The organism is Hymenobacter amundsenii, assembly GCF_002204745.1.
GTDB classification, from domain to species: domain Bacteria; phylum Bacteroidota; class Bacteroidia; order Cytophagales; family Hymenobacteraceae; genus Hymenobacter; species Hymenobacter amundsenii.
The window spans coordinates 40620-64675 of sequence record NZ_NIRR01000025.1 but is presented as its reverse complement, the minus strand read 5'-3'; the positions used below and the strand labels follow the sequence as shown (position 1 = coordinate 64675).

General features: G+C 60.3%; 24 protein-coding genes and 1 tRNA gene. 14 read left to right on the top strand and 11 right to left on the bottom strand.

The features are described 5' to 3' along the window. Nucleotides 1-95: 95 nt before the first annotated feature. The 3 genes from CDA63_RS14325 to CDA63_RS14315 form a co-directional block, all read right to left on the bottom strand. Entirely contained in the window at nucleotides 96-2333 is a 2238-nt protein-coding gene (locus CDA63_RS14325; RefSeq protein ID WP_088465142.1) for a ComEC/Rec2 family competence protein, read from the bottom strand. 109 nt (nucleotides 2334-2442) lie between these two features. Next, complete coding sequence (locus CDA63_RS14320; RefSeq protein ID WP_088465148.1) at nucleotides 2443-2874, bottom strand: GNAT family N-acetyltransferase; 432 nt, start codon at nucleotides 2872-2874, stop codon at nucleotides 2443-2445. A 130-nt stretch (nucleotides 2875-3004) separates the two neighbouring features. Continuing rightward, the gene (locus tag CDA63_RS14315; protein ID WP_242434677.1) at nucleotides 3005-4117 is read right to left on the bottom strand and encodes a PhoH family protein; all 1113 of its coding nucleotides are present in this window, start codon (nucleotides 4115-4117) and stop codon (nucleotides 3005-3007) included. A gap of 185 nt (nucleotides 4118-4302) precedes the next feature. Between CDA63_RS14315 and CDA63_RS14310 the strand changes: the two genes are divergently transcribed. The 5 genes from CDA63_RS14310 (at nucleotide 4303) to CDA63_RS14290 (ending at nucleotide 6879) form a co-directional block, all read left to right on the top strand. Then, the gene (locus CDA63_RS14310; RefSeq protein WP_088465141.1) at nucleotides 4303-5073 is read left to right on the top strand and encodes an SAM hydrolase/SAM-dependent halogenase family protein; all 771 of its coding nucleotides are present in this window, start codon (nucleotides 4303-4305) and stop codon (nucleotides 5071-5073) included. A 141-nt stretch (nucleotides 5074-5214) separates the two neighbouring features. Then, complete coding sequence (locus CDA63_RS14305) at nucleotides 5215-5523, top strand: putative quinol monooxygenase (RefSeq protein ID WP_088465140.1); 309 nt, start codon at nucleotides 5215-5217, stop codon at nucleotides 5521-5523. A gap of 99 nt (nucleotides 5524-5622) precedes the next feature. Beyond that, entirely contained in the window at nucleotides 5623-6165 is a 543-nt protein-coding gene (locus CDA63_RS14300) for an iron-sulfur cluster co-chaperone HscB C-terminal domain-containing protein (RefSeq protein WP_088465139.1), read from the top strand. Nucleotides 6166-6189: 24 nt separating this feature from the next. After that, nucleotides 6190-6271, top strand: a tRNA-Leu gene (locus CDA63_RS14295). A gap of 62 nt (nucleotides 6272-6333) precedes the next feature. Then, complete coding sequence (locus tag CDA63_RS14290) at nucleotides 6334-6879, top strand: GNAT family N-acetyltransferase (protein WP_088465138.1); 546 nt, start codon at nucleotides 6334-6336, stop codon at nucleotides 6877-6879. An 81-nt stretch (nucleotides 6880-6960) separates the two neighbouring features. Here the strand turns inward: CDA63_RS14290 and aspA are convergent, their stop codons facing one another. Next, nucleotides 6961-8373, bottom strand: a complete 1413-nt coding sequence (gene aspA, locus CDA63_RS14285) for an aspartate ammonia-lyase (protein WP_088465137.1) — start codon at nucleotides 8371-8373, stop codon at nucleotides 6961-6963. Nucleotides 8374-8507: 134 nt separating this feature from the next. Next, on the bottom strand, nucleotides 8508-9389 hold the full coding sequence (locus CDA63_RS14280; protein ID WP_088465136.1) for a hypothetical protein: 882 nt from the start codon (nucleotides 9387-9389) through the stop codon (nucleotides 8508-8510). Between the two features lie 246 nt (nucleotides 9390-9635). Here CDA63_RS14280 and CDA63_RS14275 point away from each other — a divergent pair, with 246 nt between their 5' ends. Together CDA63_RS14275 and CDA63_RS14270 are read left to right on the top strand one after the other, a co-directional pair. Then, the gene (locus CDA63_RS14275) at nucleotides 9636-10637 is read left to right on the top strand and encodes a fasciclin domain-containing protein (RefSeq protein WP_088465135.1); all 1002 of its coding nucleotides are present in this window, start codon (nucleotides 9636-9638) and stop codon (nucleotides 10635-10637) included. A 110-nt stretch (nucleotides 10638-10747) separates the two neighbouring features. Next, on the top strand, nucleotides 10748-12304 hold the full coding sequence (locus CDA63_RS14270; protein ID WP_165768305.1) for a dienelactone hydrolase family protein: 1557 nt from the start codon (nucleotides 10748-10750) through the stop codon (nucleotides 12302-12304). Between the two features lie 155 nt (nucleotides 12305-12459). On the opposite strand, the gene CDA63_RS14265 is transcribed toward CDA63_RS14270, so the two are convergent. From CDA63_RS14265 to CDA63_RS14245, 5 genes are all read right to left on the bottom strand, one after another. Continuing rightward, nucleotides 12460-12738, bottom strand: coding sequence for a hypothetical protein (locus tag CDA63_RS14265; protein WP_126546880.1), 279 nt, complete (start codon nucleotides 12736-12738; stop codon nucleotides 12460-12462). Between the two features lie 131 nt (nucleotides 12739-12869). Next, nucleotides 12870-13259 carry an OmpA family protein gene (locus tag CDA63_RS14260; protein WP_088465132.1) on the bottom strand — a complete coding sequence of 130 codons (390 nt, stop codon included), beginning with the start codon at nucleotides 13257-13259 and terminating at the stop codon, nucleotides 12870-12872. Then, on the bottom strand, nucleotides 13256-14917 hold the full coding sequence (locus CDA63_RS14255; RefSeq protein WP_088465131.1) for an RICIN domain-containing protein: 1662 nt from the start codon (nucleotides 14915-14917) through the stop codon (nucleotides 13256-13258). The genes CDA63_RS14260 and CDA63_RS14255 overlap by 4 nt, the downstream gene beginning before the upstream one ends. 175 nt (nucleotides 14918-15092) lie before the next feature. Further along, entirely contained in the window at nucleotides 15093-15284 is a 192-nt protein-coding gene (locus CDA63_RS14250) for a hypothetical protein (protein ID WP_088465130.1), read from the bottom strand. A gap of 472 nt (nucleotides 15285-15756) precedes the next feature. Continuing rightward, entirely contained in the window at nucleotides 15757-16431 is a 675-nt protein-coding gene (locus CDA63_RS14245) for a response regulator (RefSeq protein ID WP_088465129.1), read from the bottom strand. 214 nt (nucleotides 16432-16645) lie between these two features. Between CDA63_RS14245 and CDA63_RS14240 the strand changes: the two genes are divergently transcribed. Continuing rightward, a complete protein-coding gene (locus CDA63_RS14240; protein ID WP_088465128.1) occupies nucleotides 16646-16858 on the top strand; it encodes a hypervirulence associated TUDOR domain-containing protein in 213 nt (70 codons plus the stop codon). An 83-nt stretch (nucleotides 16859-16941) separates the two neighbouring features. Here CDA63_RS14240 and CDA63_RS14235 read toward each other — a convergent pair whose 3' ends face one another. After that, a complete protein-coding gene (locus CDA63_RS14235) occupies nucleotides 16942-18420 on the bottom strand; it encodes an amino acid permease (protein WP_088465127.1) in 1479 nt (492 codons plus the stop codon). A gap of 210 nt (nucleotides 18421-18630) precedes the next feature. Here CDA63_RS14235 and CDA63_RS14230 point away from each other — a divergent pair, with 210 nt between their 5' ends. From CDA63_RS14230 to nhaA, 6 genes are all read left to right on the top strand, one after another. Then, on the top strand, nucleotides 18631-19032 hold the full coding sequence (locus tag CDA63_RS14230) for a hypothetical protein (RefSeq protein ID WP_206780462.1): 402 nt from the start codon (nucleotides 18631-18633) through the stop codon (nucleotides 19030-19032). A gap of 220 nt (nucleotides 19033-19252) precedes the next feature. Continuing rightward, nucleotides 19253-20254 (top strand): MBL fold metallo-hydrolase, encoded by a 1002-nt coding sequence (locus tag CDA63_RS14225; RefSeq protein WP_317044053.1) that lies wholly within the window; start codon nucleotides 19253-19255, stop codon nucleotides 20252-20254. After that, entirely contained in the window at nucleotides 20221-20616 is a 396-nt protein-coding gene (locus tag CDA63_RS21770; protein ID WP_317044052.1) for a rhodanese-like domain-containing protein, read from the top strand. Before CDA63_RS14225 ends, CDA63_RS21770 begins: the two co-directional genes overlap by 34 nt. Before the next feature lie 103 nt (nucleotides 20617-20719). Next, entirely contained in the window at nucleotides 20720-21073 is a 354-nt protein-coding gene (locus CDA63_RS14220) for a DUF6970 domain-containing protein (protein ID WP_088465125.1), read from the top strand. A gap of 102 nt (nucleotides 21074-21175) precedes the next feature. Further along, on the top strand, nucleotides 21176-22408 hold the full coding sequence (gene sbcD, locus CDA63_RS14215) for an exonuclease subunit SbcD (RefSeq protein WP_088465124.1): 1233 nt from the start codon (nucleotides 21176-21178) through the stop codon (nucleotides 22406-22408). A gap of 87 nt (nucleotides 22409-22495) precedes the next feature. Next, nucleotides 22496-23899: a Na+/H+ antiporter NhaA gene (nhaA, locus tag CDA63_RS14210; RefSeq protein WP_242434676.1), complete on the top strand. Its 1404-nt coding sequence runs from the start codon at nucleotides 22496-22498 to the stop codon at nucleotides 23897-23899. The last annotated feature ends 157 nt before the right edge of the window (nucleotides 23900-24056 follow it).

Below are 24056 nucleotides of genomic sequence, written 5' to 3'. Positions count from 1 at the left end.
GGCGCTACAAACATCCATTCGCCATCCGTTACGTCGCTGGGGTATGCTCTTTGCTGTGCCATACCCCAAATTACGCTACCAGTGCATAACAGGCTCTAGGGCCGCTGCTGCACGACGAAAGCTCCAGCCAGCGTTACGTCGTGAGTACGGAAGCCGGCGGCCCGAAACAGCGAATCCTGCTGGGCCACGTACCAGCTTTTGCAGCTCGAATCGAAAACGATGGCGGGCGCGGTGCCGAAAACCTCGGCTACCTCGGCTGGTTTCACACGAGCATTTCGGCGCAGCACCACGGCCGCCAGCCCTGGCAGCGGCCGGGTAGCGCCACTAAGCCGACCATGCACGAACGCCACCCGCCGGCCCCGCCAACTCGTGAGGATCAGGCCCGGCTCGGCAATGCTTACCGGTACCGGCCCGCCCCGCCAGCCGGGCCAGTAGCTCACGCGGCGGGCATTGCGACGTATGCTGCCCGGCACGATGCGGTAGGTACGCTCGGTTTCGCTGAGCGGCAGCGAGTCGAGCGTGACGATATCGGCCGCCGCACCCTGCCAGAAACCCACCACCGAGCGGCGCGGGATGCTGTAAATGAGCAGTTGCTCGTCGGGAGCCAGCTGGTGGTCGGCCCACACCCGGCTGCCCCCGAACACGCCCAGGAAAACGCAGGCCAGGGCCAGCCAGGAGATTCTTTTAAGGGCGAAGAAGGCTAGCAGGGCCAGAATCACCCCGAAAATAAGCCAGGCCTGCGGAGCCGTGATGTGGATGCCCGACACCAAAGCACCCGGCATTGCTCGCCCGATGAAGAAGATGTACTCGTTGAACAGCCAGATCATGGATTCGAATAGCCAGGCCAAGCCCTGCGTCAGGTAGTCGAACCAGTGGGCGGCCGTAGCGGAAACCAGCCCAATCAAGGTGCCCAGGCCCTTCAAAAGCAACACCACGATGCCCACGTACACGGCGAGGCTGGAGATGGGCACGGCCACGAGGTTGGAGAGCAGGAAGCTGAGCGGAAATTGGTGGAAATAGAACAGCCCCAACGGAAACGTGGCTACCTGGGCCGCCAACGACAGGGCTGTGGCCTGCCATATCCAATCGAGGCTAATGCCCAGCCAGTGCCAGACTCTCTGCACGCCCTTGGGCTGCCAGGGCCGCTGCCGACCCAGGAAATACGCCTTCGGGTGCAGCCAGGTAGCAATGCGCGGCTGGAGATACACAATGCTGAGCACGGCCAGAAACGAGAGTTGAAAGCCCACGTCGCAGAGCAGGTAGGGGTCGTAGCAGAGCAGCACAAAGGCGGCCACGGCCAGCAGGTTGAACATCGACGTCTGGCGGCCGGTGGCCCGGGCCACAATCAGAAACGAAAACATAACCGCCGCCCGCAGCACCGACGCCGACAGCCCCGTGAGAAAGGCGTAGCTCCAGATAACGACCAGCCCGACAAGGGCCGTGGCCAGGCGTAACAACGGACCCCGCCGGCCCGGTAACAACCCCAGCAGCCAGCTCACGGCCCCAAACAGCAGCCCCACCTGCAAACCCGACACAGCCATGATGTGGGTGGTGCCGGTGTTGGCGTAGGCCTGTTTGGTTTGCTGGTCCACGTCATCTTTGATGCCCAGCACCAGCGCCGAGGCCAGGGCATATTCGCGCTTGGCATGCACGTAGTGCCGGAATACGCCCTCCACGGTACGGGCGGCCCGCATGGCCACGGCCCGCAACACGTTCGGCGGGGCAATGGCTATGCGCTGGTACTGGTCGGGATGGATGAACTGCTGGTGGTATACCTGGTGGTATTGCAAGTAGCGGCGGTAGTCGAACTCGCCGGGGTTGAGCGGGGCCTTGCTCGGCGCCGGCGCCCCGCGCACCAGCCACACGTCGCCGTACTGCGGGGCAGGCAGCGTATCGGTGCGCGGAATGGATACCCGGATGCCCCCCACTGCCGACCGCCACTGCCCCCCTACCCGCACCGCCGATACCCGCACGGTAGTGGCGTAAGTGGCGGGCCGCAACACCGTGTAGTCGTCTACTACGGCCCGGTAAAACTCGATTTCTGGCCCGAAGCGAAACAGGTGGTTATCGGCCCGGCTTTCGGTGGCCCGCTGGCTGAACGTGAGGCCGGCCGCGTACAGGGCCGCCACCGCCAGCAGCCCCGCCGCATCGGTGGCACCCGGGGTGGGCTGCCGGGCAGCCCACCACTGCACGCCCCCAAATAAAGCCACTAGCACCACCAGCAATGGCCAGGTGGCAGGCAGCTCCGGGCCGAAGTACAGATAAGTAAGAATGCCGGCCATCAGCGGCAGCACAAGGCGCACGAAAGCATTCGGGGCCCATTTGATTTGCATATCGGGGCGGAGGATTTATAGGATAGCTTAACTGCTCATCAAAGTGTAAAAAATCCCGCAAACGGCAAACCAGCAAGGGGCTAAATTTAAGACGAGGCCCTTGCCCACGTTATTTCTGCCACGTCATCTTATAGTGCTCAATGTCGGCCTCCACAAATTTTTCTCCGGCTTTCACGAAACCGTGGCGCTCGTAAAAGCGCACGGCCGGCAGTTGGGCGTTTAGGTACACGGTAGCGTCGGGTTGGGCCGCCCGCACATCGGCAAGCACGGCCGAGAGCAAAGCCGCGCCGGCCTGCTGGTTGCGGTGCTCGGCCAGCACGGCGAAGCGCTCCAGCTTCACGCCGTTTTCGGTGAGCCGCCAGCGGGCGGTGCCGCAGGGCTGGCCATCGGCTGTCAGGGCCAGGTAGTGGGTGGCATCGGTGCGGTCGTGGGCGTCGTGCTCCAGATCGGCGGGCACGTTCTGGCCCAGCACGAATACGGTGCGGCGAATGGCCAGGGCGGCCTCCAGGTCGGTTTCGGAAGTGATGCGGTGGACTTGCATGCGGCGTAGGGGAATTAGGGCGAGCTGCGAAAATACGCGCTCAGCCGTTAGCAAATGGCGGTGCAAAGCATAAAAAACGGCTGCCCCTCAGGCAGCGTTTTGGAATATTCATCTTTCCGAGCAGCGTTTTCTACTGCTCGTGGTTGACCGGTAGCTTCGTGCCGTCGTCCTCGGGGCGGGCATCGGGGTGCTTGCCCGCGTCGGGGGCGTCGGCGCCGGAGCCATTGGGGCGGCGGAAGGGTTGGGCGGGCCGCACGGGGCGGTTGGCCTGATTGGCCCGCTCCTGCTCCTCCTCAGTATCGAACTGGTCGTAGGCCTGCACGATTTGCTTAACCAAGCGGTGGCGCACCACATCCTCGGCCGTCATTTCCACGAAACCGATGCCATTCACATCGCGCAGAATGTCGAGGGCCTGGTTGAGGCCCGATTTCTGGCGGGTGGGCAGGTCAATCTGGCTCCGGTCGCCGTTCACCATCACCTTGGCATTCGGCCCCATCCGGGTCAGGAACATCTTGAGCTGGGAGGGCGTGGTGTTCTGGGCCTCATCGAGCAGCACGAAGGCATGGTTGAGCGTGCGGCCGCGCATGTAAGCAAGGGGCGCAATTTCGATGGTCTTGTTCTCTATATAGAACTTGAACTTCTCGGGCGGCAGCATGTCTTCCAGCGCATCGTAAATCGGGCGCAGGTAAGGGTCAATCTTATCCTTCATATCGCCGGGCAGAAAACCCAGGCTTTCGCCCGCCTCCACCACGGGGCGCGAGATGATGATTTTCTTGACCTCCTTGTTCTTGAGTGCCCGCACCGCCAGCGCTACCGATATATAGGTTTTGCCGGTACCGGCCGGCCCGAGCGCAAACACCAGGTCGTTTTTCATGACGGCATCTACCAGCCGCTGCTGGTTGGCAGTGCGGGCCTTGATAACGCCACCCTTGGCCCCAAACAAAATAACGTCGGGCGACGCCGCCATGCGGGCCTCCTCTACCTCCTCATCAACCGACGACAGGTACTGGCTTACCGTTTTGTTGGTAATGGTGCCAAACTCGTGGTAGTGCTCAATCAGGGCCGAGAGGATTTCGTTGATGCGGCTGATGACGGCTGGCTGGCCTTGAATCTTGATTTCGTTGCCCCGGGAAACTACTTTGCTGCCCGGAAAAGCCGCCGCGAGCTGGCGGATGTTCTGATTATCGGGTCCCAGGAACTCAATCAGGGACACATTTTCCAACGTGATGACTTTTTCGACCAAACTGGGGAATTTTAAAAGAGAAAGTGAAGAATAACGGGCTGATTGCCCGGCGCGTGAGGCTTACTAGGGTTAATAACAGCGAAACCCGGCTTATCGTTGCCCCGCATGGTTAGCGGCAAAAGGGCTACTTTTGCCGCCTTCGCAGGTAACGAAACAATAGTACGAATAACTCCGAATTTCCGGTCATGGGTTTGATTACGTTTCTGTCAGATTTTGGCTACCGCGACCATTACGTGGCAGCCGTCCGGGCCCGGATCCTGCAGCTGGCCCCCGAGGTGGCCGTTATCGACCTCACCCACGGCATCGAACCGTTCAACATTGCTCACGCTACGCACGTGCTGGGCGCGGTGTACGCCGACTTCCCGGCTGGCACGGTGCACTTGGTGGGCGTCAACGATTTGGGTGCCCCGCACGCTGCCTGGCTGGCCGCCCGTTTTCAGGGCCATTACTTCGTAGCCGCCGACAACGGCCTGTTACCGCTACTCTGCGACGGCCTACCCGAGGAACTCGTAACGCTGAGCGCCGGCCAGCAACCCACCTCCTCCCCCACCCGCGACCTGCTGGTGCCCGCCGCCGTGCACCTGGCCCAGGGTCGGCCGCTGGCCGAGTTAGGCCCGCCCACCACCGATACCTACCAGCTGCTCAACCGCCAGCTCCGCCTCCAGGACAACCGCATCACCGGCCACGTTGTGCACATCGACCATTACGGCAACCTTATCACCGATATTTCCCGCTCGGCCCTCGAAGTGCTGGGCCGCGACCGGCCTTACGCCATCCATTTCGCCCGCGAAACCGTGCGCACTATTGCCCCCCACTTCCAGGCCGCCGACCCAGGCGAAGCCGTGTGCATATTCAACAGCCAGGACCGCCTGTGCATCGGCATCAACCAAGGCAACGCCTCCGAACTCCTGGGCTTACACTTCGACTCGCAGGTAGATATTCGGTTCGTAGGATAACTAAAAACACAGCCAGCAGCGTTGAAAAAGGTTGTTAATTTCAGTGAATATATTATGTTAAGTAATTAACGTCAATCTGTCAGGTGTCTCATGTTATGTTTTTGACCACCGTTCCCAACACTTCGCCAGCCTAATTATTGTATGCTGATTCGCATCGTCCGCCTGACCTTTGCCCCCGAACATGTAACCGCTTTCCTACAGATTTTTCAGGAATCGGAAGCGCAAATCCGGCAAATGCCGGGCTGCCGCCATCTGGAGCTCTGGCAGGATGCCGACGACCCGCGGGTCTACTGTACCCACAGCCACTGGGAATCGGCCGCCGACCTGGATGCCTACCGCCGCTCTGCCTTGTTCGGGCAGGTATGGCCGGCCACCAAGGCGTTGTTTTCCGCTCCACCCCTGGCCTTTTCGGTACACCCCGCCAACTTGCCCGCAACCGCCGACGCTTAGGGCGGCAGCGTAACTTATTGGTCCAACCGGCAGTTGAACCCGAGACGCAGTTTTTTACCCAGCGCGCCGGCGCGCATCTTCCCGCTCTTCCCTTTTTTGATGAGTTCTACCCCCGACTACTTCCAATTTTACGGCGTCCCTGAATCCTTTCGCCCCGATGAGGCGGCTCTGAAACAGCGCTACTACGCTTTGAGCCGCGAGTATCATCCCGATTTCCACGCCACGGCCAGCGACGAGAAGCAGCGCGAAATTCTGGAGATGGCCACGCTCAACACCAATGCCTACCGCATCCTCAGCCACCCCGACCAGCGCATGGCCTACATTCTGGGTCGCCATGGTCTGCTGGAGGAAGGCAAACAAGCGCTACCTCCGGATTTTTTAATGGAGGTTATGGAGCTCAATGAACAGCTGATGGAGCTGGAATTCGAGCCCGATCCGGCCGTAGCTACGCGCGTAGAAGCGGAGGTTAATGAGCTGAATGATACGTTGGAAGCGGGCATCGAGCCGGTGCTGGCGGGCTACGAGAAGCTACCCCCAGACGCCCTACCGGCCGCCCTGACTCAGGTGCGAACCTACTACCTGAAAAAACGCTACCTCTTGCGCATTCGGGAATCTCTGGCTAAATTTGCAGCCCGTTCCTGATCTACCAGCAAGAACGGTTTACATGCCCAGATGGCGGAACAGGTAGACGCGTCGGTCTCAAACACCGATATCGAAAGATATGCCGGTTCGATCCCGGCTCTGGGTACTACACAAGGCAAAAGCCGCTTACTCTTCGTTGAGTAAGCGGCTTTTCTGCATCTTGTCCCTATGCTGACTACGCCTTTCGCCCCCCCTGCCCTCGTACCCGAACTAACTACGGACCGCCTGCTGATGCGGGGGTTTCGGCAGGAGGATCTAGCGGAGTTCGCGGCGCTGCACCAAGACCCGGCATTTTATCGCTATCTGGGTGGCAAGCCCATTTCCGAGGAGGACACGTGGCGGCGGCTGCTCACCCACCAAGGCCACTGGGCACTGCTGGGCTACGGTTACTGGGCCGTGGAGGAGCGGGCTACCGGCCGGTTCAGCGGAGCGGTGGGCTTTGCCGAACTCCATCGGGGCCTGACGCCTTCCATAGCCGGAGTGCCGGAAGCGGGTTGGGTGCTGGCCCCGCGGCTGCATGGCCAAGGCGTAGGAACGGAGGCCCTGACGGCCACCCTGGCCTGGGCCGACACGCACTTGGCGAGCCCACGCACCGTCTGCCTTATCGACCCTGACAACATCCCCTCTCAACGCTTAGCTACCCATTTTGGCTACCGTGAAACCGCTCGCCCCGACTACCACGGCAGCCCCATTGTGCTACTAGAAAGGGGGTAGTAATGAGGAATAAAGCCAACAGGGTCAGAGACGCTGGATTTCGCCCCTGACCCTGTTGGCTGTGTTGCGCGACTTGTAATATTACTGGATAAAGTCCGGGCGGATCAGGTTTTCGAAGGTGAAGATTTCGTCCCACTTGGCTTGGCTAAGCAGGCCGCGCTCGGTGACGGCTATAGCGTGCACGGACTTGCCGGTTTTGAGGGCTTCTTTGGCAATGTCGGCTGAGGCCTCGTAACCGAGCACGGGGTTGAGCTGGGTAACGATGCCCACGCTGCCATATACCAGATTCTGGGCGTGCTCCTTGTTGGCCGTGATGCCGACCACGCACTTCTCGCGCAGCGTGCGGCAGGCGTTGGTCATGTAACTGATGCTGGTGAAAAGGGCGAAGCTGATGACTGGCTCCATCACGTTGAGCTGGAGCTGGCCGGCCTCGGCAGCCATGGTTACCGTGAGGTCGGCCCCGGTTACGTAGAAAGCCGTCTGGTTCACTACTTCCGGGATTACCGGGTTCACCTTGCCGGGCATGATGCTGGAGCCGGGCTGGATGGCGGGCAGGTTGATTTCGTTGATGCCGCAACGCGGGCCCGAGGAGAGCAGGCGCAAATCGTTGCAGATTTTAGACAGCTTGAGGGCCGTGCGCTTGAGTACGCCCGAGAGCTGCACGTAGGCGCCCGTGTCGTAAGTGGCCTCGAACAGGTCGCCAGCCAGCACCAGTTCCAGCCCGCTGATAGTGCTGAGGTGCTTCGTCACGAGCTCGGCGTAGCCTTGGGGCGCGTTCACGCCGGTCCCGATGGCGGTGGCGCCCATATTGATTTCGCTGATGAGGCGACGCGAGTCTTCGATGCGGGAGAGTTCTTCGCGCAGGTTGTTGGCGAAGGCCCGGAATTCGTCGCCCATGCTCATCGGCACGGCGTCCTGGAGTTGGGTGCGGCCCATCTTGAGTACGTCGCGAAACTCGTCGCCCTTCGCCCCGAAGGCTTCGGCCAACTCGCCCAGCACTTCGCTGTAGCCTACCAGCTTTTTGCTGAGCGCGATGCGGAAAGCCGTGGGATAAGCGTCGTTGGTACTCTGCGAGCAGTTGACGTGGTTATTGGGGTGGCAGAACTGGTAGTCGCCCTTCGCGTGGCCCATGATTTCGAGGGCCACGTTGGCAATTACCTCGTTGGCGTTCATGTTTACCGACGTGCCGGCCCCGCCCTGGATCATATCGGTCAGGAACTGGTCGTCGAACTCGCCAGCGGCCACCCGGTCGCAGGCTTGGGCAATGGCCTCAGCAATATTGGCCGGCAGTACGCCCAGTTCGGCATTGGCCAGGGCGGCGGCCTTTTTTACGTAGGCAAAGGACTGCACGAACAGCGGCTCCGACCGGATCGGAATTCCCGTGATGGCGAAATTCTCGCGGGCCCGCAGTGTCTGAATTCCGTAGTAGGCGGCGGCCGGAATAGACCGCTCACCGAGGAAATCGTGTTCGAGGCGGAAATCGGAAGTGCTCATATAAGGAGAATAGGAGTGGAAGGTGGGAAGTAGGCCACGAAGGTAGCGGATAGGAAAATGGGGGCATTAGGAGTTGCGCTCCTAATGCCCCCGTTTTGCAGGTGGATGCAGCAATAGAGCTGCCGTGCGAAGCCCTAAAAATTGTAGGCCAGTCCGCCGGTCAGGCCCGTCGATTTGCCTACGTTTCGGCCCGACACGTAGGTACTGGCCCCCACCACCAGCCCGAAGCCCTGGGCCAACGGCCGGAACCCGCTCACGCCCACCCGGATGAAGTTCACCTTCGTGGCCGGGAACGTACCGTCGAAGCCGGGTTGCAGGATATCGGTACCGGAGGCCGATTTCTGAAGCGTGGCCCAGCCATCGATGTACACCGAAGGGCCGGCGTAGCCTACTTTGGTTTCGGCCAGGAATGCGTTGGGCACCACCCCCGAGCGCAGGCTGTAGCCTGCCTGCCCGGTTACGAACACGCCCGAGGCGGTTTGCAGATGCACGATGCCCGAAGTAGACGCCTTGGTGGAGTGGTTACCGATGGCAATAATGTATTCGAGGCCCTGGCCGGTTTTATAGTTGCTCAGCGGCGTGCTCAGGCTCACGGCCCCCATCAGGTTAAGAATACTACTGCCGATAACCGTGGAGTAGGCCTTGAACTTGAGCAGCCCAGTAACGTCCTGCAGGCCCTGGCGCACGTTGGTGTAGCCTAAATCGGACGTTACTTGGTCGTTGGCGTGGCCCTCGGAGCGTACGTAAGGCAGGCTCAGCACTGCCTCAATTTTGTCGGTGAGGCCATAGTTGGCATACACGTTCACCGACTGAATCTGGATACGCTCGAAAATCGGCACCCGGTCCACCTTCTCGGGCACGAGGTACACTTGCTTGTACCACTCCTGGGTAGTGGACAGTGAAACCGAGCCGTGCTTACGGCCCGACATGAAGCCGTTGCTCAGGCTCTGGGCCTGGCTAGTTAGTCCGCTCAACAGTAAAAGAGCCACGATGGGCGAGAAGTATGAGTTGTTCATCGAAGAAAAAAAAGGTGAGGCTGAAAATTATCTATGAGAAGCTTGATCAAAATAACACAATTCCCGTTTTGATTCTAAAATTGAAACATCGGAGGATCTTTTATTATTTCTACCTACGAAAACAATTCGATTAGCGGTTTGGGATTCTGCTAAATCCGGTGAACTTTTGTTTTCGTTAATACCCGCATCTGACAGCAAAAGTAGCTGAAAGGCTGAATAAACAACGAAAAAAACCCGCTTGATTCCATGAAAAACATCTTTACCTCGCAAAACGCCTTGCTATTGGCCGCTATGCTTTTGCTGGGCAGCTGCTCCGACAAGCAGGATACGGCTCCTTCAATTGCCAGTATTGCCGTGCATAATCCAGATTTCCAGATATTGGAAGATGCGGCGGTAAGAGGTGGGGTAGCTGGCACGCTTTCCAATAAAAATCCTAATGATCCAAGCGGTAACTACACCGTTTTCGCTCCAACCAACGCGGCCTTCGCCCGACTAGGGCTGCGCTCGGCCGCCGACCTGAACGGACTGCAGCAGTCTTTTCTCACCAGCACCCTCCTATATCATGTGTTCAGCGGCAACCTGCTGGGCTCCAACCTAACGGCTGGCACTACCTCGGCTTCGGTCTTGCAGGACGCCAGTAAAACTGCCATTACCCGCCGCGTTATTGAGCGCCAGGGCGTACGCTACATCAACGGCTCGCGCCTGCTGGCCACCGATGTACCAGCGGCCAACGGCACCGTGCACCCTATCGATAAGGTGCTGCTGGCGACCGGGGTTGATATTGTGCAGTCGGCCATAGCGCTCAAAGACGCCAAGGTTTTCGTTACGCCCGAACTTAGCTTTCTGGTGGAAGCGGTGCTTTACGCCGAGCTGGCTCCGGACTTCACGGCTTCGCCCGGTAGCCCTGCCCTCACTGTGTTTGCCCCCACCGACCAGGCTTTTCGCGAGCTGGGCACCTTGCTGGGCGTGCCCCTGAACGTGCCGGCCGACATCCGCCGCTTGCCCAAAACCACGGTGCAGGCCGTATTGCTCAACCACGTAGTGCCCGGCGGCCAGTTTACGCCGGAGATGCCCGAGAACAGCGCCGTTAAAACGGCGGGCGGCGGTAGCCTGCAGCTGGGTCCGTTTCTCAACGGCACCCTCACGGTACAAGGCAAGGGCAACACTATGCCCGCTTCTATGGTTATCCCCGACGTGCAGTGCACCAATGGCACGGTGCACGTTATTAATAAGGTACTACTGCCCTAAAGTCCTCCCGGTACGGCTAGCCGTTGTTGCTTGTTATCGGCCTGATTTTCCTGACTTGCCGCATACCCGATTACAACCCTGCTCCTCTTTTCTTCCCTATGACTGATCGTATGCGTTTTGCCTTTTCCTCGCAGCCGTTTCGCATGGTGGCGGGCCTGCTGCTGTGGCTGCTGCCCGGACTGGTGCTGGCCCAGGGACCGGGCAAATACTCGCTCGAAGGGGAGTGGAAGGGGCCGTTGGTGGTGCCCGGTGGCAGCCTGCCCATTCAGGTGCAGGTGACGGAGCTGGCCAGCGGCAACCGGTTTGCGGTGCTTAACGTGGTGCCCCAGCGCATCACCCGTATCCCGACCACCGTGGAGCAGCGCGGCGATACGGTGGTGTTCGTGGCCGAGCAAGTGGGCTGCCGGTTCAAGGGAGTACGTACGCCAGATGGTACCCGTCTCGAAGGCACCTGGAGCCAGCCCGGCTACCAGGCAGCCCTCACCCTAACCTATGTAGCCCCGCCACCCACCGCCGCGGCTAAAGCCTTCCATTTTCCGCCGCCCTACCGGGTGCAGGAAGTGACATTTAATAATGATAGTGACGCCATTTCGCTGCAGGGTACGCTCACTATTCCGGCCGGAACCGGGCCGTTTCCGGCTGTAGTGCTGCTTTCTGATTGGGGGGCGCAGGACCAGGACGGGCAGAACGGCGCGTACAAGCCCTTGGGTAACCTGGCCGACTACCTGACCCGGCGCGGCGTAGCCGTACTACGCTTCCACGACCGGGGTGTGGCCGGTTCTGGCGGACGCAGCGAGTTGGCTGGCATCGAGGACCGCACCCGCGATGCGCAGTCGGCGTTGCAGTTCTTGCGTACCCAGTCCCTGCTCGACCCTGGTTACCTGGGGTTGCTCGGGCACGGCGAGGGGGGCAACGTGGCGCTGCTGGCGGCGGCGCGCCCCAAGGCTCCGGCCTTCGTGATTACGCTGGCGGCGGCTGGCCTACCCGGCTCCGATATCCTGGCCACCCAGCCGGCCATTGGCTGGCCCACATCGGTGTCCGACACGCTGCTGGCTCGCATGGCCCGCCAGCAGGTCGCGGCACAACTGGTGGTGCAGGCCAAGCTGGAGAAAATGCGGGCCAGCGGAGCCAACGCTGCCCAGATCCAGATTCAGCAGGAGCAGCAGTTTCTGCGGCAGCGGGCCGAGGACAAAAAACGCCTCGACGCGCTGGCCAAGCAGCAACGCCCCATGCTAGAGCTCGTGAGCCAGAACCCCGACGACCAGACAGCCCGCACCTTAGTGACCAAGGTATTGCGCCAAAACGTACCCAATCAAGCCGATACCGCCTACGCCGCCACCGCCGCTCGCCTCAGCACGCCCTGGGCCCGCTCCTACCTGCGCTTCTATCCCCTCAAGGAGCTCGATGCGGTACAGTGCCCGGTGCTACTCCTCCACGGTTCCGACGACGTGCTGCTAGAAGCGGATGCCAACCTAAGCGTACTAACGAAGGGCCTTAAAACCAATAAACAGGTGAACGCCCGCCAGCTCAATGGCCTCAACCACCTGTTTCAAGGCCCCGTTACCGAGTGGCCGCTCATCGATGGCAAACCGTCCCCCGCTTTCGCATCATCGGCCCTCGACCTAATCCGCGACTGGATTCACGAATTGGTTCCACCCGTCAAATAGCTCTGCGGTTCGGGCCACCACTTACGTGCCCAACCGCTTCATCAGGTAGCATGGGAGCTACCTGAAATCAATCAGGCCCATACTCTGTCCGGAGCATGGGCCTGATTGATTTCGGGTAGTAATTCGCTGCCGAAACAGCTCGTTAACGCGGCCAATTACGCGGCCCGGGCCAGCGGGGCTACTACTTCTACATCGAGGATTTCGACTATGAAGCCCTGCTCGGCGGCGTAGCTTTTGCGGTAGGAAACCAGCAGCGTGCGGCCCCGGGGCGATATAGCCGTGGTGGTACAAATGTCGCCGTAGGCCGGCTCCTGCTCCAGGAATGGCCGCAATTCTCCGATGGTAGGCAGAAATTCGGCAGGTAGCAAACCTTGTCGCTCCTGGAGTTGCACGGCACTAACGGGATAAAGAAAACGAGTAGGAAAAAGCAGCATGATTTCGGGCCAAAGATGAGAGAATTCAACGCCCAGAAAACACCTCAGCTGGCCCGATAATTCCGCCTACTCCTTCTATTCAAGCATTTTTCAGTCAACCATTCAGCCCTGATACCGAAGGTTGAAAACCGCTATTTCACAATCGTAAACTCGACCCGGCGGTTGAGCTTGCGGGTCTCTTCCTGAGCGTTGGAAGCCCGCGGCTTAGCTCCGCCGTAGCCCACGGTGCTGATGCGCTTTTCGGCTACGCCCCGGCTCACGAGGTAGCGCTTTACTTCGGCTACCCGCTCTTCCGAGAGCTTCACGTTCAGGCCGGCGTTGCCCTGGTTGTCGGTGTGGCCTTCGAGGCGAATGTTGACCATCGGGTTATCGTCGAGGGTGCGAGCCAGGCGGTTGAGTTCGGTGTAGGAGGCCGACAGCAGCGTGTATTTGCCCTGGGCAAAAATGAGCGTTGGCAGCTCCAGACTCGACCCCACGGCGGCGGGCACCAGTTCCAGCACAAGGTTGCGCGAACCCGTCATCGTGATGGTATCGGTGGCCGTGAGGTAGCCCGCGCGGTGACCTGGATACGGTAGCGGCCGGGGGGCAGACTCGATACGAAAGAGCCCGTAGCCACGTCGGTGCGGGCTGTGGCGTTGAACAAAATGTCGTTGCCCAAACGATTCAGTTTTACTTCAGTAGCCAACGGATTGCGCGACTTGGCATCGATGGTGCGGGCCGTGAGCAGGGTGCGGGGCGTGGTAGCCGTGGGCACTACGGCCACCGGCGGCTCGGTAGGCACTACTGGCGGCGCCGGGCTAGCCCCGGTAGCCGTCCGGAACAGGTCGGTGGGAGTATTGGCCGAGGCCGTGGAGGAATAGAACGCCTGCTTTTCGTCGGCCGACAAACTCAAAAAGGCGTTGAAACCCGGCCCGTTGATGGGCAGGCCCAGGTTGCGCGGCTCGGTCCAGTTGGTCCAGCTGTCGTCGAGGCGGGTACTCACGAAAATGTCGGAGCTGCCGTATCCCGCGTGGCCGTAGGAACTGAAGTACAGCGTTTTGCCATCGGCCGCCAGCCAGGGCGCGAAATCGAAACCGGGCGAGTTAACGACCGCGCCCAGATTCAGGGGCTGAGTCCAGAGGCCGCTGGGCGTGGGGCGGCTCACGTACAGGTCGTTGCCGCCTTCCGAGTCGCTGCGCTCCAGACTCAGGAGCAGCAACTGCTGATCGGGGCTCATAAAGAAGCTGCTGGACGTGCTGGTTGAGTAGTAGTTGGCGACTTCCACCACCTGGGGGCGGTTTTTTTTGAGCGACACGCTACGCGGCACCTTGCTCAGGCCCAGGTCGCGGAACGTGCCGTCGCGCTCGTATTGCCCCCGAATAATAAGGGCTTTGCCATCTTCCACCACGCTCATCACACCGTTGTGCTGGTTGGTATTCAGCTCATCGAGGCGGGTGGCCGGGGCCCAGGTACGCCCTTGGGTGGCCGAGGTGCTCACCCAGATGTCGCCCGATTCGGTAATGCCCTCCATGTTGCCGCTGTAACGCGTGCGCGTGAAATAGAGCGTGTTGCCATCGGGAGCCATTACGGGCTGCTGCTCGTTGCCGGTCGGCGTGTTCAGGCTCAGCAACGGCTCGGGCACGCCGAAACCGGGCTGGGAGGGGTCGAGGTTGAGGTGGAGCTTGAACAGCTTCCACTGCTGGCTGGCGCGGTTCTGGGGCCGCTGCCCCACCACGGGCGTGCTGTTAGACTTGTCGGCCGCCGCCAGCGAAACGCATTTATCGTTGCCCCGGCTAATGAGCATGAAACTGCCCAGCGGGCCCGAGGGCACCAGCTTCCACTGCTGGTAGAAGCTACCGGTCCAAGGGCGTTGCACGAGCGCCGCGTTTTCGTCGGGCGAGGTTAGGGTGAGGCACTGCCCGGTGTGGCGGGCAACAATGCGGAAGAACTCGCTACCCGTCGCGGCCGGAATAAAGCGCCACTGCTGGCTGTCGGCGTGGGTGAACTCCCACTGAATGGCGGTAGCTCCAGCCTCAGCCGAAGCGTTGGTAATGTCGAGTGAACGGCCGCTGCTCCGGGAAATCACCCCATACCAGGAAGTTTCGTCGGGCAGCACGGGCCCTTGGGCGTGGCTGGCAACCGGTAGCAACACTAAAAGCAGTAGCCAGGAGGCAGCCCCGCGAATCAACAAATTAATCATGCACGCAAATCGATGGACGAAGCCGCAAGTTAGCCCAAAAGCCCGGCCCGCACTCCACTAAAGCAGGCAAGGCGCCGCCCTCCCCGCCGGAAGAGCCGCGCCTTGCCCTGGTTGCTGGTCGACTAGCGCCACCAGTCAGTTGCTACCAAAATGGGCAGCAAGGGGATTGTTGCTGTTAGTTGTTGTTGATGTACTTGAAGCGCACAAACCGCTCGTTCTCGTAAATAGCCGTGAAATGGCCTCCAGCTTGCTGAGCACTGGTTTTACGTGGCGCTACTCTGGGTGCAGCAGCGGTTGGAACGGCAGGATAAGTTCCGGGAGCCATGCCCGGCACGTGGCAAATGAAGGAGAGAATTTTGGAAGGCATAACGGTTGGTGCTTTGAAGGGTAGAAGAAGTGCGTTGAAGGCAAACTGCTAATGGCTCCTGGCGCAACTCCAATCATATTCCTGCAGAAATACGCTGGTTGCTGCGCAATCAAACATAACGATATTATTATTTGATTGCATGATGCTAAGGTATATTTTTTATTGTTAAAATCTAACTCTCCCTCCCTTATTTCTAAAAAATACGTACTGGTACGGAGGCTGCCTCCCAGGCTGGTACGTAGCCAGCCTCGGGTCCCGGTTCCCTGAAACCCGTTTTCAGCCCCCTCACCCCTGCATACCTTACCCGCAGCCAACTAAATGACGGGAACTTTCCTACCCAGCGCTACCTGCTTATCCATAGTAGCCAGCCCGTTCAGGCAGGCATGGGTTAGCCTCGTCAGCCAAATAGCACTACTACGTCATTGTTGAACCCCGCCCATCAGGCTTCAATTCGCTTTAGAAGGCTACACGCCTACGAAATCAGCTTGTGCCGAATGGCGTACTGAATCAAGCCCACCACCGATTTCGACTCCGTTTTGGCCAGCAGATTGCGGCGGTGCGTTTCCACGGTTCGCTCACTGATAAACAGCTCTTCGGCAATTTGCAGGTTGGAATACTCGCGGGCGATGAACTGCAGGATTTCCTGTTCGCGCCGGGTGAGGGCAGGCCGCTGGTCAGGTTGCGGGCTGGCGGCCAGAATCTGCAGGTTCTGAAGCAGGGTATCGGCCACTTCCGCGCTGAAATAGGTGTTACCCCCGGCCACCTGCCGGATGGCCGTGCTAAGCTCGGCACGGCTGGCAGTTTTAAGCACGTAGCCCGCCCCCCCCGCTTCCAGCACCTCGGCCACAGTGGCGTGGTCATGGAACATGCTCAGCACCAGTACCCGCACGTCGGGCCAATCGGCCCGGATGGCGCGGGTCAGCTCTACCCCGCTCATGCCGGGCATATTCAGGTCGAGCAGGGCGACGCGCACGCTGGGTTGGCTGGCCAGCACGGCCAGGGCCTGGGGACCGTCGTGGGCCTGGGCTACAATGTGCAAGTCGGTTTCGGGCCGCAGCATCTGCCGGATGCCCTCCACAATCATCGGGTGGTCATCAACCAGCAATAACGGGATAGGAGATTCGGTGGTAGGTAGGGGTATAGACATACGGGTACATGGAACGGTCCTGGGCAGAAGCGCATTGCTGGCAGGCGCATCACGGGGCAGGCGACCCTAGAAAGGTATCAAAATTATCTTGTTTTCGCCCTATTGTGACGCTTGCGTCTCCCGAGCCTACAGGCGCAACATGCCGGCCCAAACTGTAGTACAAGCCAACTGGCACCCGGCATTTTATTCATCCCGCTTTTAATCCCTTCACATCATGCGCAAAGGAACCCAGGTAACCTGGAAATACGGCACCGGTACTGCTACCGGCAAAATTGAGGAAACGCACAAAGACAGCATTACCCGCACCCTCAAGGGCTCCGAAATCACCCGAAACGGCACCCCCGAGAATCCGGCCTATCTCATCGTACAGGAAAATGGCGATAAAGTGCTCAAACTGAAAAGCGAGGTGTCGGAAGCGAAAAAATAGCGCTAAACAAATACCAAAAAGAGCCCCGCAACAACCGTTACGGGGCCTCTTTTTGGTTGGATTTCTCTGGATGATGTGCGCTGTTACTCGATGCCTTCGGCTTGCCGCTCGCGGTTAAGCTTACTGTTGTGGCGACCGTAGAAGAAGTAGATAGCTACCCCGATGGCCATCCAGATGATGAGGCGCAACCAGGTATCCCAGGGTAGGTTGAACATCATGTAACCGCAGATCAGGATGCCCAGGATGGGGACCAGCGGTACGAAGGGCGTACGGAACGGGCGAACCAAATCGGGGTCGCGGCGGCGCATGGCAATAACGCCACCGCACACGATAATGAAGGCCAGCAGCGTACCAATACTCACCAGTTCGCCCAGCAGGCCCACGGGCAGAATACCGGCCACGATGGCAGCCACTACGCCGGTGAAGATGGTGGTCACGTAAGGCGTCTGGAACTTGGGGTGCACCTTACCAAAGATGGCCGGCAGCAGTCCGTCGCGCGACATGGCGAAGAAAATGCGGGGCTGCCCCATGAGCATCACGAGCACCACCGAGGCGAGACCGGCAATGGCACCAATACCGGTGAAGAAGTACAACCACTTAAGGGCCGGGCCGGCAGCAGCCAGCGCCACGAGCACCGGATCGGGCACGTTCAGGTTTTTGTACGATGTGAGACCAGTAAGCACCAAGGCCATCAGAACGTAGAGCAGCGTACAAATACCGAGCGAGAGCAACATACCGATGGGCATGTCGCGCTGGGGGTTCTTGGCTTCCTGGGCGGCGGTACTCACGGCATCAAAACCGATGTAGGAGAAGAATACCACGGCCGCGCCGCGCACAATACCCTGCCAGCCGTAGCGGGAGCTACCGTCGGGCAGAATCTCTACCTGTGGAACAAATGGCTCCCAGTTGGCCGTGTTCACGTATTTGAAGCCGAAGCCGATAACCAACAGCACGATGGCCACCTTAATGAACACGATGACGTTGTTGAAGCGGGCCGATTCTTGGATACCAATAACGAGCAGCGTCGTCATGACGAAAATCAGCAGTACGGCTGGCAGATTAATATAAGCGCCGGTAAGCGAGAAGTTGGCGCCGTCGTAGTTTACGGGAGCCTGCGAAATCTCCAGTGGCATCTCAATGCCCGATTTTTGCAGAATGCTGACCACGTTGCCGCTCCAGCCCACAGCCACGGTGGCCGCCCCGAAGAGGTATTCGAGAATCAGGTCCCAGCCGATGATCCAGGCGACGAATTCGCCGAGCGTGGCGTAGCCGTAGGTGTAAGCCGAGCCGGCAATCGGAATCATAGAGGCGAATTCGGCGTAGCACAAGCCCGCGAACAAGCAACCCAAGCCGGCGATAATAAAGGAGATGACGATGGCCGGACCCGCCGCGTTGGCAGCGGCCGTACCGGTGAGCACGAAAATGCCGGCTCCAATAATTGCCCCAATGCCAAGCATCGTGAGGTTGGTAGCCGTCAGGGTCCGTTTTAGCCCGCCGCCTTCGCCCTCATCGGCCTCGTTCATCAGCTTATCGAGCGATTTTCTGGCGAAAATGTCTGCCATAAAAGAAAGAAAGTTAGGAAAGTGAAAAGGTTGAATTGATGAGTGAAACGGGGCAAAACCCGTTCAGGTGGCCCGAATATAGGCTATTATCTGGTTTACTCCGGTAAAATTGGCCTCGCGGGGCCCGGGCGGCAACCCATTAAACCTTGGGCCACGGCGGTCGTCTATGCTTCGTAAACTATCCACACAGACTCCACTCAGATGAAAAAGATGCTCCTTTTGCTGGCCGCCGCGGCCTTGACTGCCGCCAGCGCCAGCGCCCAAACGACTACTCCCATGCAGCGCCCCGCTAACGGCCAGATGCAGCAAGCCACGCCCGAGCAGCAGGCCGACCGCCTCACCAAGCAGCTCGGCCTCTCGGCCGACCAGCGCACCCAACTCGTAACCATGGAGCAGGCCCGCCGCACGGAGATGCAGGCTATGCACGGCCAGCAGCCCACCGAAGGCGACCGGGCAGCCATGCGCCAGAATATGCAAACCATGCGCACCAAGTACGATACCCAACTCAAGGGCATCCTCACGGCCGACCAGTACGCCAAGTATGAGCAGCAGCGGGAAAACCGGATGGAAAACCGGGGCAACCGCAAAATGAAAATGAAGGTCAAAAGCTAGCGGCCCCACCCCAGCGGCCCGGCCGCAGTCTGTAAAAAGCCCCGAACATGCTTGTTCGGGGCTTTTTTTAGCTCCAGAACGGCGCGTAATGGGCGCTGAACGCCGGTGCGGGATGGCAACTTTTCGGCCCGTTAGCGGCGGGCTTGCGTATATTTGAACCTATGCCTCCCCGGTGTCCCTTCTGGCGCCCCGGGCCCGGTTTCACCCCAACCAACACCCCATGAGTCCTCTGCCCAGTAGTACCGGTTCGGTACAGATTCAGCAGTTTTACGATAAAGGCCTGGCCCACGCCAGCTACGCCATCCGCAGCGAAGGCCAGATTGCCCTCATTGACCCGGCCCGCGACCCGCAGCCGTATTACGACTTCGCCGATGAACACGAGGCCCGCATTGTGGCCATCATCGAAACCCACCCCCACGCCGATTTTGTGAGTTCCCACCTCGAAATTGCGGAGGAAACCGGGGCGGTTATTTACGCCAGCAAGCTCACCCAGGCCAGCTACCCGCACCAGGCCTTCGACGAGAACCAGCGCATTGGAATCGGCAGCGTGGAACTGCACGCATTGAACACGCCCGGCCACTCGCCCGATTCCATTAGCGTGCTGCTGCTCGACGAACTGGGCCAGGCTCGGGCCGTATTCACCGGCGACACGCTGTTTGTGGGCGACGTGGGCCGGCCCGATTTGCGCGAGTCCGACCAGGTAGGCGGGCACAGCCGCGAGTCGTTGGCCGCCAAGCTTTACCACAGCACCCGCCAGAAACTGATGACGCTGCCCGCTACTACGAAAGTGTATCCGGCCCACGGGCCCGGGTCGCTCTGCGGCAAAACCACCAGCACCGACCTCGATAGCACCATCGGCCGGGAAATCAAGAACAATTACGCCCTCCAGCCAATGTCGGAGGAAGATTTTGTGCAAGTGCTGCTTAAAGACCAGCCCTTCATGCCTAAATATTTCGGGCACGATGTGCTGCTGAACAAGCAAGGCGCCCAGCCCTTCGAGGACGGCGTGCGAATGGTACCACGCCTGCGCTCGGAAGACCCGATTGAGCCCGGCGTACTGCTGCTCGACACCCGCCCGGCCGAAGAGTTCCGGGCCGGCCACCTGCCCGGGGCCATCAACCTGATGGATGGGGGCAAGTTTGAAACCTGGCTCGGCTCCATTGTCGGGCCGACGAGCCGTACTACCTGTTGGCCGATTCGCAGATTGCGCTGGATGCCGTGATCCGGAAGGCCGCCAAAATCGGCTATGAAACCACCATTACGGGGGCGCTACTTACCCCCCGGGACCTGCCCGCCACCAGCTCCGCGCCCGATCTGGAGCGCCTGCGCCAGCACCCCGAGCAGTTCACCATCGTCGATGTCCGCAATGCCACTGAGGCGCGTGAACCCATCTTCGCCAACGCCCTTACAATTCCGCTGCCCGAACTGCGGGAGCGGGCTACCGAAATCCCGACCGACAAGCCGATTCTGGTGCATTGCGCCGGCGGCTACCGCTCGGCGGCCGGCAGCAGTATTGTGCAGGCGGCGCTACCGGGTGCTACGGTGTACGATTTGAGTGAGGCCGTGACCACGTTTCAGGAGTAACAGGCCGAAATGCTGGCGGGTATAATGCAACCTTTTCGTCATTGCTGACAATCTAGGTTTCGATGCTTCATTGGTGTTGAAATCTACCTTTTACCCTGGCTCTATGAAACGAACCCTAACTCTGATAATGCTGGGTACACTCGGCCTGAATGCCTGCAAAAAGGATGAGGTGACAGAGGATATTCCTGGTTGCATTACGCAAGAGGTGGAGGCGTTTACAGTTAATAGTACCTGCAAAACAACTGGCCTGACAACAGGCGCTTCTGTGAAGCAATACCGGTTTCAAAACGATTTGGTGTACGTTTTTGATGAGGGTAGTTGCCAAGCCGGATTTTCGCTTGTATATAATCAAAAATGTGAGGGAATTGGGAGCTTGGGTGGCTTTGCAGGCAGCACCAAAATAAACGGAGAATCGTTTTCGAAAGCGGAATTTATGCGCACCATCTGGCAGAACTAGTTCCCTGAACGAGCCAGCTAGGGCGGCGGCACGCCAGCGGCAATGGTCTGATTAAGCGGGCCGATACACCGGGTTTCTGCGAGGCAGAGTACCTTCGTAGTCATGCGCGTACTACACACCGCCGACTGGCACCTGGGCCAGCGGTTTATTCAGGGCCACGAACGCACCGAGGAGCACCGCCACTTTCTGACCTGGCTGGTGGCTACTATCCAGGAGGAAAAGGTGGAAGTGCTGGTGGTGGCCGGCGACATTTTCGATACTGGCTCGCCCTCCAACCAGGCCCTGGAGCTGTACTACGATTTTCTGCTGCAACTGCGCGCCACCGGCTGCCGCGATGTGGTAGTGGTGGGCGGCAACCACGACTCGCCGGCCACCCTGAACGCCCCGGCCCGACTGCTGCGCCACTTGCGGGTGCACGTGGTGGGCTGCGTGCCCGAATGCTTCGAGGAACAAGTGCTGGTGCTCGACGACGCGGCCGGCCAGCCCGGCCTGGTAGTGTGCGCCGTGCCGTTCCTGCGCGACCGGGACGTGCGTCTCTCGGTGCCCGGCGAATCGGCCGAGGAGCGCGAGGCTCGCATCAAGCAGGGTCTCGCCGACCATTATGCGCGGGTGGCCGAGGTCGAGCAAGTCTGGCAGCTCAAGGACCTGGGGTTGCCGGTGCTGGCTACCGGGCACCTCTACGCCGCCGGGGCCGCCCCCTCCGATTCCGAGCGTACCATTCATGTGGGCAACCTGGGCCAGGTAACCGCCGACCACTTCCCGGCCATTTTCGACTATGTGGCCCTGGGCCATTTGCACCGGCCCCAGCGGGTGGGCGGGCGCGAGCATATCCGCTATTCGGGCTCGCCCATTGCCCTGTCGTTTTCCGAAGTAGACCACCCCAAGGAGGTGTTGGTACTTGATTTCGCGGCCGGCAAGCTGGCCGAACTGCGGAGCCTAACCGTGCCGGGGGCGCGGCGGCTGGTCCGGTTCCACGGTACGCTGGAGGAAGTAAGCACCGGCCTCTTGGGCTACGACAACGCCGGCTTTGCGCTGCCCGCCTGGGCCGATGTGCAGGTGCATTCCGAGCGCAGCCAGCTCGAAGTAGCTGAAGCCCTGTTAAAGGTGATTGAGGCCCTCGACCGGCAGCAGCTGGTGGTGCTGGCCCGCCGCCACTTGCGCCTGGTGCTGGTACGTCCCCTGGGCACCCCCGATGCCGAGGCCGAAACCGCCCTCACCCGCAGCCTGCACGACTTCACGCCCCGCGAGGTATTCGAGCAGCGCCTGGCGTCGGAGCCGGCCGAGGCCCGGGCCGAGTTGCTGCGCACCTTCGATGAGCTGCTGGAGGGCTTGTAGAATGCCCGGAGCCGGCTGGTAAATGCGTTTCGCCCGGGGCGGCGTTGTGGCGGCTACGGGCGGTAAGCGTACCTTTGGGGCCTAAACATGCCTGCGGCCCCGGCGGCGGGCGCGTTCTTGGTGAGCGGCCAGCGCAGTGCTGGCTGCCACTACTACCCTGCTCCGATTTCGTTTATGGCTGTTCCGTTACTCGTTCGTCCGCTGGTGCGGCCGTTTGCCGAATTCTTTCGCCGGGAAGCCGCCGGCGGTATTATGCTGATGGTGAGTGCCGTGCTGGCCCTAGTGCTGGCCAACTCGAACTGGGGCCCGGCCCACTTCTTTCCCGAGCTCTGGGAAAAGCACCTCAATCTGGCCCTCAACGGGTTCGGCCTCGAAATGAGCCTGTTGCACTGGATCAACGACGGGCTGATGAGCATTTTCTTCCTTATTGTAGGGCTGGAGATAAAGCGGGAAGTGCTGGAAGGAGAACTTTCGGACCGGCGGCAGGCCACGCTGCCCATTGCGGCGGCTCTGGGCGGTATGGTGGTCCCGGCCATGATCTACTTTTTCATCAACCGGGGCCAACCCGCCGCCAACGGCTGGGGCATCCCGATGGCCACCGACATTGCCTTCGCGCTGGCCGTGCTGCAGCTGCTGGGCCCCCGGGTGCCGCTGGGCCTCAAGGTATTCCTGACGGCGCTGGCCATCGTTGATGACCTGGGCGCGGTGCTCGTGATTGCCGGCTTCTACACCACCGACCTGCACCTGACCTACCTCTACCTGGCGCTAGGCACCTGGATGCTGCTGCTCAACCTGAACCTGCTCGGGGCCCGGCTGCTGATATTTTACCTACCCCTGGGCATCCTGATGTGGTATTTCATGCTCGAATCGGGAATCCATGCCACGTTGGCGGGGGTGCTGCTGGCGCTGGCCATTCCGTCCCGGATCGGGCAGGCCAAGCCCGAGCTGCTGCTCATGCTCAACAGCCGCCTGAGCATGCTCCAGGACGAAGTGCACGGGGCCGATGCCAATCCCCGCATCATCAGCGAGGAGTTGGAGTACCTGTCCGACGCCATCAGCTCGCCGGCCCAGAAGCTGGAGCAACGCCTGCACTCGGTGGTGGCGTTCGGTATCATCCCCATCTTCGCTTTCGCCAACACCAGCCTCGAAATCGACGCCGCCGTGTTCCGGCAGCTGGCCTCGCCCCTGGGCCTGGGCATCATTCTGGGCCTGACGGTGGGCAAGCCCCTGGGTATTGGCGGGCTGAGCTGGCTGAGCATCCGGCTGGGGTGGGCCTCGCTGCCGGCCAACGTGACGTGGCGGCACCTGTGGGGCGCGGGCCTGCTGGGCGGCATCGGCTTTACGATGTCGCTCTTCATTACTCTGCTGGCCCTGGGCGAGCACACGGCCGGCGAGCCGGTGGCCAAGCTAGCCATCCTCGTCGCCTCCACCATCTCAGGCACGATGGGTTTCCTGCTCCTGCGCACCATGCCAGAGCCGGTTAAGCATTAGGGATTAGGGATTAGGGATTAGGGAAAGAACGTGTCATGCTGAGTGAAGGCGCAGCCGCAGTCGAAGCATCTCTACCGCAGTGCTAACCCTTGCTCATTGGATTTACTTGCTTCGGTAGAGATGCTTGCGCCTCCCTCCGTTCAGCATGACACGTTCT